This is a genomic window from Archangium lipolyticum, assembly GCF_024623785.1.
Taxonomy (GTDB): domain Bacteria; phylum Myxococcota; class Myxococcia; order Myxococcales; family Myxococcaceae; genus Archangium; species Archangium lipolyticum.
In genome coordinates, this window is sequence record NZ_JANKBZ010000031.1 from 60690 (window position 1) to 77847 (window position 17158).

The window sequence follows — 17158 nt, forward strand, 5'->3', positions numbered from 1 at the left end:
TCAGCGCCCCAGGGCGGCGGGTGACAGCCGCCCCAGCGGGCGGATCTGCAGGTTCATGTCCAGCTCGCCGTAGGTGAGCACCGCGACGTCCGGGAAGGCGCCCTCGCACAGCTTGCGCAGGGTGCGCCGGACATCCGGCGCGGTGAGCAGCACGGTCTGCCCGCCCGAGGCGATGCGCTTCACCCCCTCCAGGATCTCCGCCACCCGCTCCGGCGAAGGCGCCGGTCCGCGTGGCCCGGCGGCGCGCAGGGTCTCCTCGATCTCCGGATCCACGAGGTAGGCGAAGAGCGGCCCGGACGGGGCGAACTTGTGGCTGAGGTAGCGGTACAGCGCCTGGCGGCAGCGCTCGGCCAGGGCCGTGGCATCCCCCTCGGTGGTGGGCGCCACCAGCGCCTCGAGGATGGCGCGCATGTTCCGGATGCTCACCTGCTCCTCCACCAGCTTGCGCAGCACCTCGGTGAGCAGCGGCAGCGGGACCTTCTGGAGCGCCTCCTTCACCAGCGTGGGAGCCTGCGCCTCGAGCCCATCCAGCAGCCCCTGCACCTCCTGGATGCCCAGGAACCCCGCCGCGCGGCCGCGGATGATGCTGCGCAGGTGCTCGGCGATGAGTTCCCCGGCGCTTCGCACCGGGACCTGCGCCATCTCCAGACGCGCGCGCCCGTCCGCTGGCACGCGGCTGATGGGCCTGCCGGTGGAAGGTTCCACGGCCGGCTCCCCCTTCAGCTCCAGAAAGGCCAGTTCCTCCGGCTGCGCCACCGCGTAGAGCGCTCCAGGGACGACCTGCCCCATGCCGGCGGGCACTTCATCCACCAGGATGCGGTAGGTCCCCGCGGGCAGATACGCGGCCTCGGTCCGCACCCGGATGCCCGGTACGCGCACGCCGAGCTCGTAGAAGACTTCGTCCCGCACCCGGTTGAGCACCTGGTGCACGAACGCACCGCCCTGCTCCTGCGCCATCGGGGTGAGGTCCGGCGCGAGATCCACCGTCAGCGGAGTCACTCCCACCGGCGCCGCCACGCTCTCCGGGGGAGCGCCCGGACCCCCCTGGGCCGCCGCACCCGCTTCGGGCTTGCCCCCGACCCGGGCCGCGGCGGCTTCCTCCTCCATCGCGGCGGCCTTCACACTCTTGAGGGCATGCGCGAGGCCTCCCAGGGCCGCCCCCAGCCCGAGGAACGTCAGGTGCGGCATGCCCGGCATCGCGGCGAGGGCCACGCAGAGCGCGGCCACCACCCAGAGCGCCTTGGCCTCGCCAAAGAGCTGCGAACCAATCTCCGAACCGAGCGAGTCCTCCTCCTTCTCCGAGGCCACGCGCGTGACGACGAGGCCCGCCGCCACCGCGATGCACAGCGAGGGAATCTGCGACACCAGGCCATCACCGATGGCGATGAGCGCGTAGGTGGAGGCCGCCTCGGCCATCGTCATCCCATTCTGGAGGATGCCGATGCAGATACCGCCCAGGAGGTTCACCGCGACGATGACCAGGCCCGCGATGACGTCTCCCTTCACGAACTTCATCGCGCCATCCATGGCGCCGAACATCTGGGACTCGCGCTCCAGGTCGCGCCGCCGGCGGCGGGCCTGCGCTTGATCGATGGCTCCCGCGCGCAGGTCCGCGTCGATGGACATCTGCTTGCCCGGCATCGCGTCCAGGGTGAAGCGGGCGGAGACCTCGGCCACGCGCTCGGCGCCCTTGGCCACCACGAGGAACTGCACCAGCGTGAGGATGGCGAAGATGACCGCGCCAACGACGTAGTCGCCCCGCACCACGAACTCACCGAAGGCCTGGATGATCTCTCCCGCGTGCCCTTCCGCGAGCGCCAGCCGCGTGGACGACACGTTGAGCGCGAGCCGGAACAGCGTGGTGAACAGCAGCAGCGTCGGGAAGGACGTCACCTTCAGCGCGTCCCGGGCGTAGAGCGCCGCCACCAGCAGTGCCACCGCCGCCGCCAGGTTGATGGCCAGCCCCATGTCCAGCAGCCAGGGTGGCAACGGGATGATGAGCGCACCCAACACCGCGGCCATCGCCACGGCCAGTACCACGTCCGAGGACTTGCGAGCCCTCATGAGAAGCTTCACCAACTGGTTCATGACATCTGCCTCCGTGGACGGTCGTCCACGTCCTGCGACTCCTGCGCCACCCGGAGGACCGCTGCGGCGGCCTGGTACAGCTCCTCGGGGATCTCCTCGCCGACGTCGTAGTGAATGAGGCTGCGGGCCAGCGGCACGTCCCGAACCACTGGGATTCCGAGCCGTTCGGCCTCGCGCCTCAACTTGAAAGCGTCCTGCTCGCGCCCCTTGGCGACGAGATAGGGCGCCTCACACTCCTCCGTGGCGTAGCGGAGCGCGACCGCGATGTGCGTAGGGTTGACGACCACGACACTCGCCTTCTGCACCCCGCGTGCCGCGCCTCCTGCGGCCAACTGCCGGTGCAGCGCCTTGCGCTGGCTCTTGTGGTGCGGGTCGCCCTCGCTCTCCTTGTGCTCCCGCTTCACATCCTCGCGCGTCATCATCAGCTCCTTCACGTGCCGCCGCCGCGCGAGCGCGTAGTCCCCCACCCCCAACACCATGAGGACGCACGCGAGCCGGATGACGAGCGGTCCGAGCAGGCCCAGGGCGAGCTCCAGCCCCAGCGTTCCCTCCAGCCAGGCCGAGCGGAGCACGTCCGGCCCCGCCTCCACGGCCGCGCTCCAGACGAGCCACACCACCACCGCCGCCACGAGCAGGGCCTTGCCCACCTCGATGAAGGGTTTCACGCTGAAGAGCTTCTTCAAACCCTCCGCAGGATTGATGCGCTCGAGCTTCGGCGTCACATGCTCCGTGCTCAGCTCGAAGCCCACCGTGGCCACGGACACCCCGAGAGACGCCACCAGCGCCCCACCGAGCGCGGGCCCCGCCAGGAGCACCATCACCCAACCCGCCTCCTGCCACGCTCCCGTGGACTCCTGATGCAGCATCAGCCGGGCCGTCCACTCCTTCAGCCGCGCGAACCCCGTTGGCGCCGACAGGCTCAGGCCGAGCAGTCCTCCGAACGTCACCACGCTGGAGGACAGGAGACGGCTGCGCGGAATCTGTCCCTTGCGGCGCGCATCGCGCAGACGCTTCGCCGAGGGTTGTTCCGTCTTCTCGCTCACCGCGCCACCTGCCCAAGCTGGAGCAGCGCGGTGACCACCGAGAGGAAGCTCGCCAGCAGCCGCTCACAGAGGATGCCCAGTCCGAGCCACAGCAACGACCCTCCCGCGAGGATGCGCAGCGGTGCGCCCACGTCCTGGAGGTTCACCTGGGGCGCGGCGCGCGACACCATGCCCAGCAGGCAGTCCACCGCCATCACCGCCGCGGCGATGGGTGCTCCCACCGCGAGCCCCGTGGCCATCGCGCCCCCAGCCAGCCCCACCACGTGCATCACCGCCGCCTCGGTGGGCACGTACGTGCCCAGCCGCACCCATCCGAAGCCCCGCACCAGCCCCGAGACGACGACGGGCATGAATCCCCCCGTCACCACCAGTCCGACGAGGAGCTGGTAGAGCGCATCTCCCGTGGCCGACTCGCGCGTCCCCGCCACCGGCAGGCTCGCCTCCGCCGAGGTGCCCCGGAAGAGATCGATGAAGCGCCCTCCCATCCGCGCGGCGTCGAAGGGCAGCGCCGCCACCAGACCCACGGACGTGCCGTAGGTGAGCTCCTTCATCGCCAGGGCGGCCAGTTGCAGCGGCGTCTCCACCGGCTCGGACAGAGCCACTCCCGCCACATGGTGCAGGAAGAGCGCGAGGCTCAACACCAAGGCGAGCTTCACCGTCGTCGGAGCCGCCTGTCCTCCCAACAGCGGGCAGAGGAAGGCCACCGGCAGCAGCCGCGCGGAGCACAGGGCCACCGCGACCACGCTCGGGCCCAGCAGCTCCAGCCGGGCGTGAAGGAGCTCGAGGTTCATCCGCCCACCTCCGCGATGACCCGCAGCACCTGCTGCGTGAAGAGGGTGAGCTGGCCGGCGATCCATGGCCCGGCCACCACCAGCGCCAGCACCGCCGCGCACAGCTTGGGCACCACCGTGAGGGTGCTCTCCTGCAACTGCGTGGTGGCCTGGAAGAGGCTCATCAAGAAGCCCACCACCAGGCTGGCCCCGACGGGCGGCAGCGAGGCGAGGACCATCAGGAGCAGCGCCTCGCGGCCCAGCGACAGCAGGACGTCCTGGGTCATGGCATCACCGGTAGCCGAGGATGAGGCCGCGCGCGAGCAGCGACCATCCATCCACGGCGACGAAGAGGAGGATCTTGAAGGGCAGGCTCACCTGGCTCGGGGACAGCGACTGCATCCCGAGCGCCAGCAGGACGTTGGCCACGACCATGTCCAGCACCAGGAACGGGAGGAAGACGAGGAAGCCGATCTGGAAGGCCTCCTTCAGCTCGGTGATGACGAAGGCCGGGATGACCACGAAGAGGTCTTCCTCGTGGACCTGGTCGGCCTCCTCCGGCGGCCTCAGCTCACGTGCCAGGTCCAGGAAGCGCGCCCGCTCCTCCGGGCTGCCATGCTTCACCAGGAAGGTGCGCAGCGGCTCGGTCACCTTGCCCGCGGCGCTGAGCATCTGCGCACCCGTGCCGACGTCCTGGTAGACGGCCTGCCCCACGTCGTACATGCGCTCCATCACCGGCGCCATGATGTGACCCGTCAGCACCGCGGCCAGCCCCGTGAGGACGATGGTCGGCGGCGCCTGCTGTGTTCCCATCGCCGAGCGCGCCAGCGACAGCACCACGGCGATCTTCGAGAAGCTGGTCAGCATCAGCACCGCGAAGGGCAGCAGCGACATCAACGCCAGCATCCCCATCATCGACACCGGGCTGCCGGCGAAGGACATCTGCGAGAGCGACGGCTCCGCCGCCAGGGCCAGCCCGGGAGCGAGGACGCCCGCCACGAGAACCATGCGGCTCATGACACGGTCTCCCGACCCCGCACGAGAGACACCACCTTGCGGCGCGACCGGGCCTTCACTCGCACGGGAGTACGTGCCCGGCGGATCTCCGCGAAGGAGTCTCCATAGGCCACGAGGTAGCGGCATCCCTCCACCTCCACCAGCGCCAGTCCGCAGCGCTGGGACAGCCCCGTCCGGGACACCACCCGCATCGGCTCGGAGAGCTCGAAGCGGGACTCGGTCCGTCCTCGGCGCATGAGCCACCAGCCAAGCCCCACCAGGGCCATGGCCCCCAGCAGTCCCCGGGCCACCGAGGTCGCCGACATCCCTCCCAGCGGGGCGAGTGCAGCCAGGCCCAGGAGAAGCCCGGCCGCCAGGAGCATCTTGGTCCGCGGAGACGCGGAACCGAGCAGGGTCTTCATGGGAGTGCTCACGGAATGAGGGTGAGGATGCGGGCCCCCACCTCACCATCGATGTCCACCAGCTCCGCCCTCGCCACCACCCGGTCCCCCACGCGCAGCAGCACCGGCTCGCTCGCGTTGATGCGCAGCGGCAACAGCGCGCCTGGCTTGAGCCCCGCCAGCTCGGAGATCGGCAACAGCAGCCGCGTCAGCTCGATCTCCACCTCCACCGGCAGCGGGGGCATTCCCTCGCTCCGCCCGTTCACGTCCACCATGTCCGACTCCTGGAGTAGTGCGCGCACATGCGCGCGTTTCAGTGAGAAACCCTTGGGGGTGAAGTCCCCCATCAGATCGAAGCCGCGCAGCACCAGCCGCCCGGGGCCGACCAGGTGCGTGCCATCCCGGCGCAGCCCCTCGAAGAGGACGACGTCCCCCCGTCCGAGCAACTCCAGCGCCTCGCGCGGCAGCGACGTGCGGCCCACGAGACAGCGCGCTCGCAGACGGGCCGCACTCACCTCGGGTGCGATCGCGGGCTCACGCGCCACCGGTAGATCCTTCAGCGCTCCCTCGATCACCACAGAGGGGAGCACCAGCCTCCCTCCCGCCGTCGTCTGCCCCACCGTCACCATCAGATCCACACCCAGGTGGCGCTGCCGGGCATCGAGGCGAGCCAGCGCTTCCGTGCGGTTCATCGTCACCCCCGTGAGGCGCGGACCGAACCGCCGCTGCAACTCCCGCTGCTCACGCAGCGCGCACAGCGCCGACAACCCCAGGAAGGCGAAGGACGCTTCCTCCAGGCGTGTCAGGCCCGTGATGGGTCCGGAGCTCGTCTCCGCTCCCGCCAGACGCTCCAGCGCGGCGAAGAGCACCGGCGGCTCCAGCTCCAGCACGGCCGTCCCTCCCGTGGCCGCCAGATCCACCAGGGCGAAGGCCGCCGTATGCGCCAACCCCGTCGCCGGCATCACCACCGCATCCAACAACCGCGCCTCCGCCCGGACGGGACAGCCCAGTTCCTGGCTGAGTGACTCGCACACCAGCTCGAGCGCCTTCCTCGCCAGCCGGACCGCCTCGGGCCGCTCGTTCAACGTCACGTGGGCTCGGGACAGCCGGCGCGTGCCGAGCCGGCGCAGCTTCATCGGCTTCAACGTCGTGGACTGGGTGCCATCTCCAACAGGACTCCGCATGGTTCGCTCCGTGCTTCGGACGTGCCCCTCCCGTTCACGGCCGATGCCAGCGGCCGCGCGTGTGAAATCGAGGGGTTGGATGTCAGGGGGCGTCTCGGGTCGGGACGGCGGGTCTCAGCGCGTGGCTTCGCGAACCAACCGCTCGGCCAGCGCGCACACCGCCGGGGTGGCCGCCGCGCCGGGCGGTTCCACCTCGCGCTCCGGAAAGAGGCTGCGGTGATACGGCGGCAGTCTCCGGAAGATCTCCCGCCGCAGCACTTCTGGAGCCTCCTCCATCACCGCCCTCAGCCGGGCCGAGGCATCCGGCCGCACTCCGAAATCCACCGCCACCCGCGCCTGCCGCCTCGCCGAGGAGAGTACGGCGAACCCGGCCAGGTAGGCCTTCGCCCGCTGCGCCTCGGGCTCCCTCAAACCCTCGAGCAGCATCGCCGCCCGCTCCCGCCCGAACACCAGGGCCACCAGGGCAATCCGCTCCAGGGGCAAGGAGACCCGAGGTGGGGTCATCACGGGCTCCGGACACGGCGGCCTCTTCGGAGGTCCGGGCAGCGGCTTCACCGGAGCCCGGACCACCACCGTCCGCGGGTCTCCCAGCCCCTTCGCACCGGGACGAGGGCTACGGATGATACGCGTTGCTTCCATGACTCATCCTCCAGGAGGCTCACGCCACCTTGCGCGCGGCTCCGGCCGCCACGACGGGACGCGCGGGAGCCGACGGAGCGGCGGGCTTCGCTTCCGCCCTGGCCCGGTAGTGACGCAGGCGCAGCGTCATCAGACTCAGCCCCACGGCCAGCCCCGTCACCAACAGGGACAGCACCGCCAGCAGCACCCGCATCCGCATCAGCGGAGAGCCGCTCGGCGCGGGCGCCACCACCCGCGTGGACACCTCGTCCACCATGAGCGCCACCGACTCGGGGGCGAGCCCCTCCACCCCTCCGGCGATGAGCGCCCGCAGCAGCTCCCGCGAGCCCTTCACCTGCTCCGCGTGGCCGGGCGCCACGCGCAGCATGGCCGAGGCCTTCGCGGGCACCGGCTGCTGCCCGGGCCTCGGCGGCGGAGGCACCACCAGGTGCACGCGCGCGAGGATCACCCCCTCCACCGTCTGCAGCGTCTTCTCCATCCCCCGCTCCATCACCCGCACCCGGCACAGCTGCTCCTCCACCGGAGAGCGCACCAGCCCCGCCCCGCCGAAGACGTCACAGCCCTCCTCCGCCGCGGGCCTCGGCAACCCCAGCTCCGCGAGGATCCGCACCGCGTCCGAGGACTGCTCCTCGGCCACCTCGATGGCCCACGTGGGCTTCTTGCCCGTCTCGGGCACCTTGCGCGCGTCGAGCCCCCGCTCGACGAGCACCGTCTGCAACTCGTTGGCCTGGCGCTCGTCCAGGCCGTGCTGGATGCGCTCCCCGCACCCGGTGGCGCACAGGAGCAGGACGAAGAGACAGCGTCGGATGAACATGGAGAGCTCCTCACACCTGGGTCTGCAGTACCTGCTTGACGCCGCCGGTCGCCTTCTCGACGACCTTGCCGGCGAGATCGAGCTCCTGGCTCGCCCGGTACACGTGGGCCTGGAGCGCCAGCAGCTCCGTCGGCGAGAACGACCTGCCCGACTCGGCTAGCGCCAGGATGTGGTCCAACCGCTTCTGCGCCTCGCCCACACGGTCCAACACCTGCACCGCCTGCTGCGCACGCGCCGACTGCACCGAGTCCACCCGGCTCCCGGCCTGGACCTCCGAGGTCCCCGCAGTCGCCCGCCCCACTCCTTCCGCCTTGCACGTCCCGCGCGCCGCCTCGGCCTTGTCCGCCGGCGCCAGCTGCGGAGCGCCCTCGCTGGCGACCCGGGGCCCCGGCTGCTTCCCCGGGCCCTTCACGCCCTCCAGCACCTCGCCGAACCGCGCCTTCCCCGAGGGCTCCAGCGCGGGCGTCGCTCCCGCCCCGCCAATCGCCCCCACCTTGTCGATGGCCATGGCGTGCCCCCCTAGCGGATGTTGTTGATGGCCGCTTTCGCGGAGTCGTGGCGGACCTTCATGATGTTGGAGATGGCGTTGTGCGCGCGGCTCTCCTTCTGCATGTCGTTCTGCAGATCCATGTAGGCCAGGTTCATCTTCATCCCCTCGGCCTGCATCTCCTTCTGGGCCGCGAGCAGATCCCACTGGTCCCCCTGCCCCGTGGTGCCCGTCACGCCGCCCGCGCCCCCCGTCCCCCCGGGCATCGGCATCGCCGAGGCACTCCGGGCCGTCGCCGCCGTCGACACCACCTTGCTGATGCTCGACACCGCCGCGCTCACCACAGGGCCTCCGGGCACCAGCGATGCCATCACTCCGGCGCCCGACCTCACCACCTCCTGCGCCGTGCGCGCGAACACCGTGCCGAAGTCGTTCTGCGGCGTCTGCCTGCCCACCGTCGGGGTGATGGACAGCGAGCCAATCCGATTGCCGTTCTCCACGTGAAGCCTCCTGCGCTTGGGTTGCGTCAGGGGCTTTTCAGCCGGCATGCCAGCCGGCGAGCGGAGTCATCCCGGGCACTTGGCGTCAGCCCCCCCTCCCCCGGCCCTCCACGCGGCGGAGTGCGCATCCACACGCGCGGACGGTCGGGTGGACGGCCCCGGACGAAAAGTTGCGACCCCCGGGGGCTGCTCCACACTCGTAGTCCCCTGTCGCACCCCGAGGAGCCCCCTCATGACGCCATCCACCACCCCCGCCCGGCCCCCCGAGCGCTACCACCCGCGCGTGGAGGCCAACTGGATGGTCAAGGTGCACCTCGGCGAGCGCATCGTGCTCGTCAAGGCGCGCGACCTGTCCATGGCCGGCCTGTTCCTGCATGGCCACCCCCCGGACACCACCCGGCAGCTCACCCTCACGCTCCCGCTGCCCGGCATCGGGGACATCCCCGCCACGTGCACCATCGTCCGCCGCGAGGCGCAGGGCGTGGCGCTCGAGTTCGAGGATATGGACTGGGATTACTTCCTGCTGCTGGCGCGCTACCTCCACCCGCGCCTGCCCTGAGCCGGCTCAGGCCACCTTGCGCAGCCGCTCCACCAGCGCCATCAGCTCCGCGCCCTTGAAGGGCTTCTGGATGTAGCCGTCCGCGCCCGCCAGCGTGGCGCTCTCCATGTCCGACTTCTTGGACTTGGCGGTGAGCATGTAGACGGGCACCTTCGACGTCGTCGGATCGCTCTTGAGCATCCGGCACACCGAGATGCCGTCCAGCTGCGGCAGCACCACGTCCATCAGCACCAGCTGGAAGGGACGGCTCTTGGCCAGCTTCAGGCCCTCGACGCCATTGGCCGCGCACACCACTTCCACGGCCCCGTCGCTCAGCATGGAACGCACGAGCTCCCGGATGACGGGCTCGTCCTCGACCAGGAGGATGTGGAAGGGTTTCTGCGGATTGGCGACCATGGGACTCACTCGTATGCGAGCGCCTCTACCACATTCAGGGTGGCGGCACGGCGCGCAGGATACAGCCCGGCCAGGATGGCGCACAGGGTGGAAGCGACCCCCATCGTCACGGCCAGGCGGACGGGAAAAATGTACGAAAAGCTCCATCCGGTGGCCTGACTGCCAATCACCTGGGTGATGAGGACGCCCATCCAGAGGCCCGCCAGCGCTCCGATGAGCCCTCCTGACAGGCCGATGAAGGCAGCCTCCGCCACGAAGAGTCGGACGATGTGGGACCGGGCCGCGCCCACCGCCCGCAGCAGGCCGATCTCCCGGGTCCGGTCCAGCACCGCCGCCAGCAGCGTGTTCACCACGCCCAGCAGCGCCAGCAGCACCGCCACCGCCTCCATGGCGTAGGAGATGGCGAAGGCATCGTCGATCAGCGCGGTGGCCTCCTCGCGCAGGTCGGCGTTGCTCAACACGTAGAGCTGGTGGCGCTCCCCCCACCGCTCGGTGATGGCGTGGCGGAGCGCGTCCAGCTTCGAGCGGTCCGACAGGTACAGCTCGAAGGTGTCCACCCGGTCGTCCTGGAAGTGCGCCTGGTACACCTCGCGGGACAGGAAGACGACGCCCTGGTCCGAGGTGTAGTCCACCACCACGGCCCCCACCGTATAGGTGCGCGCACCGGTGGGCGTGGACATCTCGAAGGTGCTCCCCACGTGCAGGTCGCGCCGGCGCGAGAGGTTCTCCGAGATGATGACCCGCCCGGCCAGCCGCTCCTCGCGCGTGGGCAGGCGTCCCTCCAGCAGCTCGGGCCGCCCGTACTGCTCGTAGATCTCGGGGATGAGGGAGATGACGTAGGCACGCAGGCCGAGCACGTCATGGGGCAGCACGCGGACCAGGTCCACCTGGGCCACCCCGGGCAGCGCCGCGAGCGGCTCCGCCAGGTCCGGCGCCATGGGCTGGTTGCGGCTGCCAGCGGTGCGGGCCCCGGAGGTGAGGAAGAGATCGGCCGGCACCGACTGCTCCAGCCACCGGTGCGAGGAGGCCTGGAACGAGCCCACGAAGCCGGAGAGGCACACGGACATGGCCACGCCGATGGCCAGCGCGGACACCGGCACCGCCGTGCGGCCGGGCGCGCGCGCGAAGTTGTCCGCCGCCAGCCGGCCACTCACGCCCAGCAATGCCTCGCCCGGGCGCTGGTACACACGCCACAGCACGCGCAGCACCAGCGGGGCCAGCAGCGTCGTCCCCATCAGCACGAGGAAGACCGAGAGGTAGCCCCCCACGGGCAGGTTCTCCAGGGGCGGCGGCAGCCACGAGGCCGGGTAGACGAGCAGCAGGCACCCCACCCCGAGCACCGTGGGCAACGAGCGCGCGCGCACCTCCGCGCCCTGGGCCGCATCCCGGCGCAGCGCCTCCACGGGCGCCACGCTCGACGCCACCACCGCCGGGCGCAAGGCCGCGAAGCCACTGCCCAGCACCCCGAGCGCCACGCCCAGCCCCAGCTCCAGCGGGCCCACCGTCACGTCCCTCGCGTTCACCTGCACGTAGAGGCTCGAGATGGCGCTGGATACCCAGCCGATGGCGAGCCGGCCCACGAGCACGCCCAGCGGCAGCCCCAGCACCGTGCCCACCCCACCCAGCACCAGCGACTCCAGCGTGAAGAGGGCGCGGATGCGCAGGCGCGTGGCCCCCAGCGCGCGCAGCGTCCCGATCTCCCTGCGCCGCTGCACCACGCTGATGGCGATGGTGTTGTAGACGAGGAACACCCCCACCAGCAGCGCCACCCCGGAGCCCAGGTTCAGCCCCATCTGGAAGCTGCGCACCATGGTGGCCACCGAGCCGCCCCGGCGCGACGGGCGCTCCACCTCGAAGGCGCCTCCCAGGGCCGCCCGCAGCGCCGCCTGCACCGCCTCCACGCCCACCGCCGGGTCCACCGCCACGTCGATCCGGTCCAGCATCCGCTCGCGCCCGAAGGCCGCCTGCGCCGACGCCACGTCCATCACCCCCACCGAGCCGCCGAAGGCCTTCACCGGCCCCGCCTCGCGGATCAGCGCGTGCACCACGAAGTCCTGCGGCCCGTTCCCGGTGATGAGCTGGAAGCCGTCCCCCACCTTCAGCCCGTGCTCGCGCGCGAAGCGCTCCGAGACGAGCATCCGGTCCGTCGAGTTGAGGAACTCCAGGTCGTCCGACAGCACGCCGAGCTCCCTGTCCACGCCCTCGTAGGTGCGGAAGTGGCCGTCATCCAGCAGGTCCACGCCCATGACATAGAAGCGCTCGCCCGGCGCGCCCTTCACCGGGGCGATCGTCGTCATCGAGCCCGAGGCATGCGCCACTCCGGGCACCGCCCGCACCCGCTCCAGCACGGACTCGTCGAAGCCCACCTGCGCGCCCGCCACCGTGAGGTCCGCCTTCCCGGCGATGGCATCCACCGTGGAGCGGAAGGCCTCCAGCACCGAGCCGTTGATGGACATCACGCCCACCATGGTCGCCACGCCCACGGCCACGCCCAGCACCGTGAGGCCGGTACGCAGCGGCGCACCCAGGATGTGTCGCAGGGAGACGAGACGGAGCAGCGCGAGCATGTCTCCTGCACCTTAACCGCTCCGCGTCTCTCCGGGTTGGAGGGGGCGCTCGGAGGCAGGGCAGGCGGGCCGGCGCTCTTCTCCCCGGGCGAAGGGGCATGCTAAGGCCGAAGCCCCGTGATGCTCGATGCTCTCAGAGGAAAGTGGAGGGGCGTCCTCGGCTCGGCGCTCCTGTGCCTGGGGCTGGTGGGGTGTGCCCCCGAGGACACCTCCGGCTCGGTGATGGCGTACGTCTTCGCGCGCGACGAGGCCACCGGCCAGTACGCGCTCGGCCGGCACCCGGTGGACAACCTGGAATCGCTGCGCGAGCTGCGCGGGCGCGACCTGGACTTCCGCATGGGCGCCGAGCTGAATCAGCTCAGCCTCGGTGGGGAGATCGACGTCGTGCGCGGCTCGCCCTTCGCGCTGGAGTACACGCGCGAGGCAGACGGCACCATCGTCCCCGGGGATCTGCACTCGATGTACGCGCTCAGCCTGTACCGGAGCCTGGACAGGACGGCCTCGCTGCTGCGCGCCCACGGCCACGTGCCGCTCAAGCGCCTGGACATCTTCTATTACCCGCGCTTCGACAACATCATCACCGGCGATGGCCGCGCCGAGTTCACCGACAACGCGGCCTACGTCTCGCTGGTGCCGTGCTTCCTGCTCGTGCCCACCTTCGTGCTCAGCGACCTGCCCATGCTGCTCAACGAGGGCGTGGTGGCGCACGAGTACGGGCACGCCGTCATCCACCAGGAGCTGTTCGGCGACGCGAAAGAGGCGCCGCACGAGGGCGAAACGGACTGGGAGGCCGCCCACCGCCACCTGTCCTCCATGCACGAGGGCGTGGCGGATCTGCTCGGACTGGTGGCCACGGGAGATCCGGACTTCATCCGCGCCACCGCCGACGTCGATCGCGATCTCGCCGAGCCGCGTGACTACACCGCGGCCAACCTGGAGGAGCTCATCCTCGGCGGAGACGACTTCGATCCGCACCTCCACGGCTCCCTCATGGCCCGGGCCGTCTATGAGCTGTGGCCCAAGGACGCCCAGGGCCGCATCACCCCCGAGGGCCGCGCGCGGCTGCTCGACGCCACCCTCGCCACGCTGCGCGCGCTGAAGTTCGAGAAGGACTCCTTCACCCTCGCCTCCTTCCCCAACACGCTGGTGACCCACCTGACGGCCGAGGAGCGCGGTGCCGCGTGCACCGTCCTCCGCACCCGGCTGAAGCCACTGGCCTCCCGTTTCACCTCCTGCGAGTGACTCCCGTGAGCCGCTTCCTTTCCCTCTTCGTGATGCTGCTGGCCGGAGCGGCCGGCGCCACTCCCCTGCGCGCGGGCGTGGACGTGGCCCTGCTGCTGCGCCAGGAGGCCGGTGGCCAGCGCACGGGCCTCGTCAGCGGGGGCCCGCGTGTCTCCCTCGGCCTGGGGCGCTACCTCGCGCTGTCCGCCGACTACCGCTTCGCCTGGTCCTCCGAGGGCACCGTCGCCAGCGCCACCACTCAGTACCACCGCGCCAGCCTGCGCCCGGAGCTCCACATCCCCGTGCGCACCACGGACTTCGTGCTCGCCGCCGGCCCCGCCCTCACCCTGCTCCACACCACGCTGGGCGGCAGTGGCTCGCGGGTCTCCACCACCTATACGCGCCTCGGCATCTCCGGCGGCGCCGCGGTGGACATCCACCTCGAGCCCCTCACCCTGCGCACCGGCGTGGACCTGGTGTGGGCCGCCCGCCGGATGGATGTCTCCGTGGGCCTCGGCGCGCTCTTCTCCTTCGGAGGGGCTCCATGAAGGCCTCCGCCCTCGTCCTGCTGCTGCTGTGCTCGCCCGTGCTCGCCGCCACCCCGCGCAACGCCCTCCTGGACGTGAGCGCGGACGTGCTCGAGCCAGGTGAGTCCCAGGTGAACATCTTCTTCGGCCAGTACTCGCGCGGCATCCTGCCCGGCGTCCAGGTCTCCAGCCACCTCACGCCGCTGCTGATCTCGCTCGTCAACGTCTCCGCCAAGGTCCAGGTGCTCGACCGGCCGGAGCTGCGCGTCTCCGTGGAGGGCGGGGGCTACTGGCTCGCCGCCGGAAGCCTGCTCGGCGTGCACGTGCTCGCCTTCCCCCTGGCCGCCCGCGGCACGGTGCCCCTCTCGGACAACCTGCAGCTCAACCTCGGGGCGGGCTACCAGCACCTCGCCCTCGACACCGACGGGACGTCCCTCAACCGCAACCTGCTGCACGCCGAGGCCACCCTGGTGCGCCATGACTCGCGCGGCGCCTTCCTCCTCACCGCGAAGGCGCCCCTGCTCAACATCCAACGCACGCGCGCCGAGAGCGTCCTGGGCAACCGCGTCCTGGAGGGCACCCTCGCGCTGGACGACGTCTCCGCGTGGAGCGTGATGCTCGCGCGCGATCACCTCTTCGACAAGACGGGCCACGTGCGCTTCGGCATCGGCTACCGCCACCGGCCCGGCGTCATCCTGGTGGAATCCATCGGTCCCGTGATGCTGACGTTCGACATGTACTGGCGTTGAATCGCACCCCCACCCCACTGGAGGCTCCCATGTCCGAGAAGAAGCCCGCCGCTCCGAAATCGCCGCTCTTCCGCGCCGCCGACCGCGCCCAGCTTCCCGAGCAGTCGCAGCAGCACCCGTTCAATCCGAACTCGGAGATCCGCGGTCACTCGCTGAGCGATTTCGTGGGCCTGCGGCGCACCGGCGTGCACCTGCTGCGCATCCCGCCCGGCAAGGAGTCCTTCGTCTACCACTCGCACCAGTTGGAGGAGGAGTGGATGTACGTGCTGTCCGGCCGCGGCATCGTGGAGATTGGTGACGAGCAGCACGAGGTGGGCCCGGGAGACTTCCTCGGCTTCACCACCCCGTCCGTCGGACACCACCTGCGCAACCCCTTCTCCGAGGAGCTCGTCTACCTGTCCGGCGGCGAGCGGCGGGAGATGGAGGTCGCCGACTTCCCGCGCCACGGCAAGCGCATGGTGCGCGTCGGAGCCACCATCTCCTTCTTCCCGGTCGACACCGTGCAGAGCTTCACCATTCCCGGCATCGAGGAGTGAGCTGGGCGGGAACGCCGCGGAGGCCCCCCCTTCGGGCCTCCGCGCAGGCACCGCTCAGAGCGCCTCGCAGTAGCCGTAGTTGCAGGCGGGCGCGGACGACGGGCAGTCCGCCGGCCCGTTGCACGTCTTGCACGAGCTGGCCCCGTTGGCCACCAGGTCGAAGTAGCAGCCGCAGCGCGAGTCGGTGGAGTACGGGCTCAGCGGCCCCATCTCCGACGAGCGCTTCACCTTCATGGCGCACTTGGGCACCAGGTGCTTCTGGATGATGACGTCCAGCAGCTCCTTCTCCAACCGGGCCGCGGCGAAGCGGCTGACGAGCGCGGCGGCGGCCGGGCCAGGCAGGCCATTCTCGGTGCGCGTGTAGAAGTGCACCGGGCCCCAGATGGGGTAGTGCCCATCCCGCACGTTCTGCTTGTCCTTGGCGAAGGCCGTGGAGTCCGGCAGGAAGCCGCAGGACTGGCCAGTGCCCTGGAACGCCAGGATGCGCAGGTTGCTGCGCTCCTCGTCCGCGATGTCCGTGGAGATGATGCCGATGGCCTTCTCCGCCGTGCTCGAATCCAGGAGGACCTTCATGTTGCGGCGCACGCCTTCACTGCCGCCCCGGTCCACGCCCCACCACTTGTCCGCGGGCACGCCGATGGCCCGGGCGATCATCTGCTGCGTGCCGGAGCTGGCGTTGCGCACGAAGTACAGGTTCTGCTCCGTCCACGGAGCGGCCGCCCCCTTGTTGCCCCCGGTGCCGAAGACCAGGTAGGCCGCCTCGGCGCTGATGCTGCGCTGCGAGGAGGCCGCCGGCACCACGAAGGTCATCGGCTGGATGGGGCCCTCGTAGTCGGCGATCTGCACGTTCGCGGGCGCCGTGCTGTCACACGTGGAGGCGTAGACGTCCGAGACGCCCACATCCACCACGTTGCCCTCCGTCGCCAGGGAGCACTCCTGCGCCGAGCCGTCCGCGCGGAAGAGGATGGCGTAGTTGGCCGCCCGGCCACCGCTGGCGGGAATGTCCTTGATGACGCGGGCGCTCGGATCCGTGCTGAAGATGGCCTTCACGCCCGTGCACGAGCCCTGGGACTGATAGACGATGCTCCAGGGAGGCGACTCCCGGGCGAGCAGCTGCGCCACCACGCCGAGGAACGGACGGACGGCGGAGGAGCCCGCCACATAGATGGTGTTGGGCCCGGCGCAGCTGATGGTGGGCGTGTTGGTCTGCGCATGCGCCATGGCGCTCGTGAGGGCCAGGGCGAGCGCGCCCAGCCAGCTCCCCGGCGCGCGCCGGCGAAGGTCGTGTCTCATGCTGCGGATCTCCATGGTCAAGGCTTGGGAACGAGCGGAGGCAGGCTGGCGCCGTCGCACAGCCCCAGCCGCGCGCAGTTGTCGAAGGGAACGCACTGCGCCAGGGTGCACTGGTTGCGGTACTGCTCCTCGGAGGAGGGCTCGCCCCGGAAACACCCCGGAGGGCCCAGCCCGGAGGGCACGCAGAGGCCCTCCTGGCAGATGGGATAGGAGCCGAACCGGACGCAGTCCTCGTCCGTGGCGCACTGCGCGGCGCCGCTGTCTAGGACGAGCGAGCAGCCCGTCGTGCCCGCCAGCAGCAGCACCGCCAGCAAGCCCCACCCGGGCCAGTAGCCACGGGAGGAGCACCTGTCAGGTCGAAGGTCCATACACATGTCTCGTGATGAGG

General features: G+C 70.8%; 20 protein-coding genes. 5 read left to right on the forward strand and 15 right to left on the reverse strand.

The window, feature by feature from the left end; all coding sequences use genetic code 11:
- From sctV to NR810_RS41340, 11 genes are all read right to left on the reverse strand, one after another.
- Positions 1-2088, reverse strand: a complete 2088-nt coding sequence (gene sctV, locus NR810_RS41290) for a type III secretion system export apparatus subunit SctV (RefSeq protein WP_257460723.1) — start codon at positions 2086-2088, stop codon at positions 1-3.
- The gene (locus NR810_RS41295; RefSeq protein ID WP_257460724.1) at positions 2085-3131 is read right to left on the reverse strand and encodes an EscU/YscU/HrcU family type III secretion system export apparatus switch protein; all 1047 of its coding nucleotides are present in this window, start codon (positions 3129-3131) and stop codon (positions 2085-2087) included. Before NR810_RS41295 ends, sctV begins: the two co-directional genes overlap by 4 nt.
- A complete protein-coding gene (locus NR810_RS41300) occupies positions 3128-3922 on the reverse strand; it encodes an EscT/YscT/HrcT family type III secretion system export apparatus protein (protein WP_257460725.1) in 795 nt (264 codons plus the stop codon). Before NR810_RS41300 ends, NR810_RS41295 begins: the two co-directional genes overlap by 4 nt.
- A complete protein-coding gene (locus NR810_RS41305; protein WP_257460727.1) occupies positions 3919-4188 on the reverse strand; it encodes a flagellar biosynthetic protein FliQ in 270 nt (89 codons plus the stop codon). Before NR810_RS41305 ends, NR810_RS41300 begins: the two co-directional genes overlap by 4 nt.
- 4 nt (positions 4189-4192) lie before the next feature.
- Complete coding sequence (gene sctR / locus NR810_RS41310) at positions 4193-4918, reverse strand: type III secretion system export apparatus subunit SctR (protein ID WP_257460730.1); 726 nt, start codon at positions 4916-4918, stop codon at positions 4193-4195.
- Positions 4915-5319 carry a flagellar biosynthetic protein FliO gene (locus NR810_RS41315; RefSeq protein WP_257460732.1) on the reverse strand — a complete coding sequence of 135 codons (405 nt, stop codon included), beginning with the start codon at positions 5317-5319 and terminating at the stop codon, positions 4915-4917. Before NR810_RS41315 ends, sctR begins: the two co-directional genes overlap by 4 nt.
- Before the next feature lie 8 nt (positions 5320-5327).
- Entirely contained in the window at positions 5328-6482 is a 1155-nt protein-coding gene (locus tag NR810_RS41320; RefSeq protein WP_257460733.1) for a FliM/FliN family flagellar motor switch protein, read from the reverse strand.
- Between the two features lie 114 nt (positions 6483-6596).
- On the reverse strand, positions 6597-7121 hold the full coding sequence (locus NR810_RS41325; protein ID WP_257460734.1) for a hypothetical protein: 525 nt from the start codon (positions 7119-7121) through the stop codon (positions 6597-6599).
- A 19-nt stretch (positions 7122-7140) separates the two neighbouring features.
- Positions 7141-7935: a flagellar M-ring protein FliF gene (locus tag NR810_RS41330; RefSeq protein ID WP_257460735.1), complete on the reverse strand. Its 795-nt coding sequence runs from the start codon at positions 7933-7935 to the stop codon at positions 7141-7143.
- Between the two features lie 10 nt (positions 7936-7945).
- Entirely contained in the window at positions 7946-8443 is a 498-nt protein-coding gene (locus NR810_RS41335; RefSeq protein ID WP_257460737.1) for an ATP-dependent helicase HrpB, read from the reverse strand.
- A gap of 11 nt (positions 8444-8454) precedes the next feature.
- Positions 8455-8922, reverse strand: a complete 468-nt coding sequence (locus NR810_RS41340) for a hypothetical protein (RefSeq protein WP_257460738.1) — start codon at positions 8920-8922, stop codon at positions 8455-8457.
- Positions 8923-9154: 232 nt separating this feature from the next.
- Here NR810_RS41340 and NR810_RS41345 point away from each other — a divergent pair, with 232 nt between their 5' ends.
- A complete protein-coding gene (locus NR810_RS41345; protein WP_257460739.1) occupies positions 9155-9481 on the forward strand; it encodes a PilZ domain-containing protein in 327 nt (108 codons plus the stop codon).
- A 6-nt stretch (positions 9482-9487) separates the two neighbouring features.
- Here the strand turns inward: NR810_RS41345 and NR810_RS41350 are convergent, their stop codons facing one another.
- Together NR810_RS41350 and NR810_RS41355 are read right to left on the reverse strand one after the other, a co-directional pair.
- On the reverse strand, positions 9488-9877 hold the full coding sequence (locus NR810_RS41350; protein WP_257460741.1) for a response regulator: 390 nt from the start codon (positions 9875-9877) through the stop codon (positions 9488-9490).
- A gap of 5 nt (positions 9878-9882) precedes the next feature.
- Entirely contained in the window at positions 9883-12444 is a 2562-nt protein-coding gene (locus tag NR810_RS41355) for an ABC transporter permease (RefSeq protein ID WP_257460742.1), read from the reverse strand.
- 120 nt (positions 12445-12564) lie between these two features.
- Between NR810_RS41355 and NR810_RS41360 the strand changes: the two genes are divergently transcribed.
- Genes NR810_RS41360 through NR810_RS41375 form a run of 4 tightly spaced genes read left to right on the forward strand, consistent with a single transcriptional unit; the run spans position 12565 to position 15477 of the window.
- Entirely contained in the window at positions 12565-13686 is a 1122-nt protein-coding gene (locus NR810_RS41360) for a hypothetical protein (protein ID WP_257460743.1), read from the forward strand.
- Between the two features lie 5 nt (positions 13687-13691).
- Positions 13692-14213 carry a hypothetical protein gene (locus NR810_RS41365; protein ID WP_257460744.1) on the forward strand — a complete coding sequence of 174 codons (522 nt, stop codon included), beginning with the start codon at positions 13692-13694 and terminating at the stop codon, positions 14211-14213.
- The gene (locus tag NR810_RS41370; protein WP_257460745.1) at positions 14210-14941 is read left to right on the forward strand and encodes a hypothetical protein; all 732 of its coding nucleotides are present in this window, start codon (positions 14210-14212) and stop codon (positions 14939-14941) included. Before NR810_RS41365 ends, NR810_RS41370 begins: the two co-directional genes overlap by 4 nt.
- 29 nt (positions 14942-14970) lie before the next feature.
- Positions 14971-15477 carry a cupin domain-containing protein gene (locus NR810_RS41375; RefSeq protein WP_257460746.1) on the forward strand — a complete coding sequence of 169 codons (507 nt, stop codon included), beginning with the start codon at positions 14971-14973 and terminating at the stop codon, positions 15475-15477.
- Between the two features lie 54 nt (positions 15478-15531).
- Here NR810_RS41375 and NR810_RS41380 read toward each other — a convergent pair whose 3' ends face one another.
- Positions 15532-16770 carry a substrate-binding domain-containing protein gene (locus tag NR810_RS41380; RefSeq protein WP_257460748.1) on the reverse strand — a complete coding sequence of 413 codons (1239 nt, stop codon included), beginning with the start codon at positions 16768-16770 and terminating at the stop codon, positions 15532-15534.
- 17 nt (positions 16771-16787) lie between these two features.
- The gene (locus NR810_RS41385) at positions 16788-17138 is read right to left on the reverse strand and encodes a hypothetical protein (protein ID WP_257460749.1); all 351 of its coding nucleotides are present in this window, start codon (positions 17136-17138) and stop codon (positions 16788-16790) included.
- Positions 17139-17158: the final 20 nt, after the last annotated feature.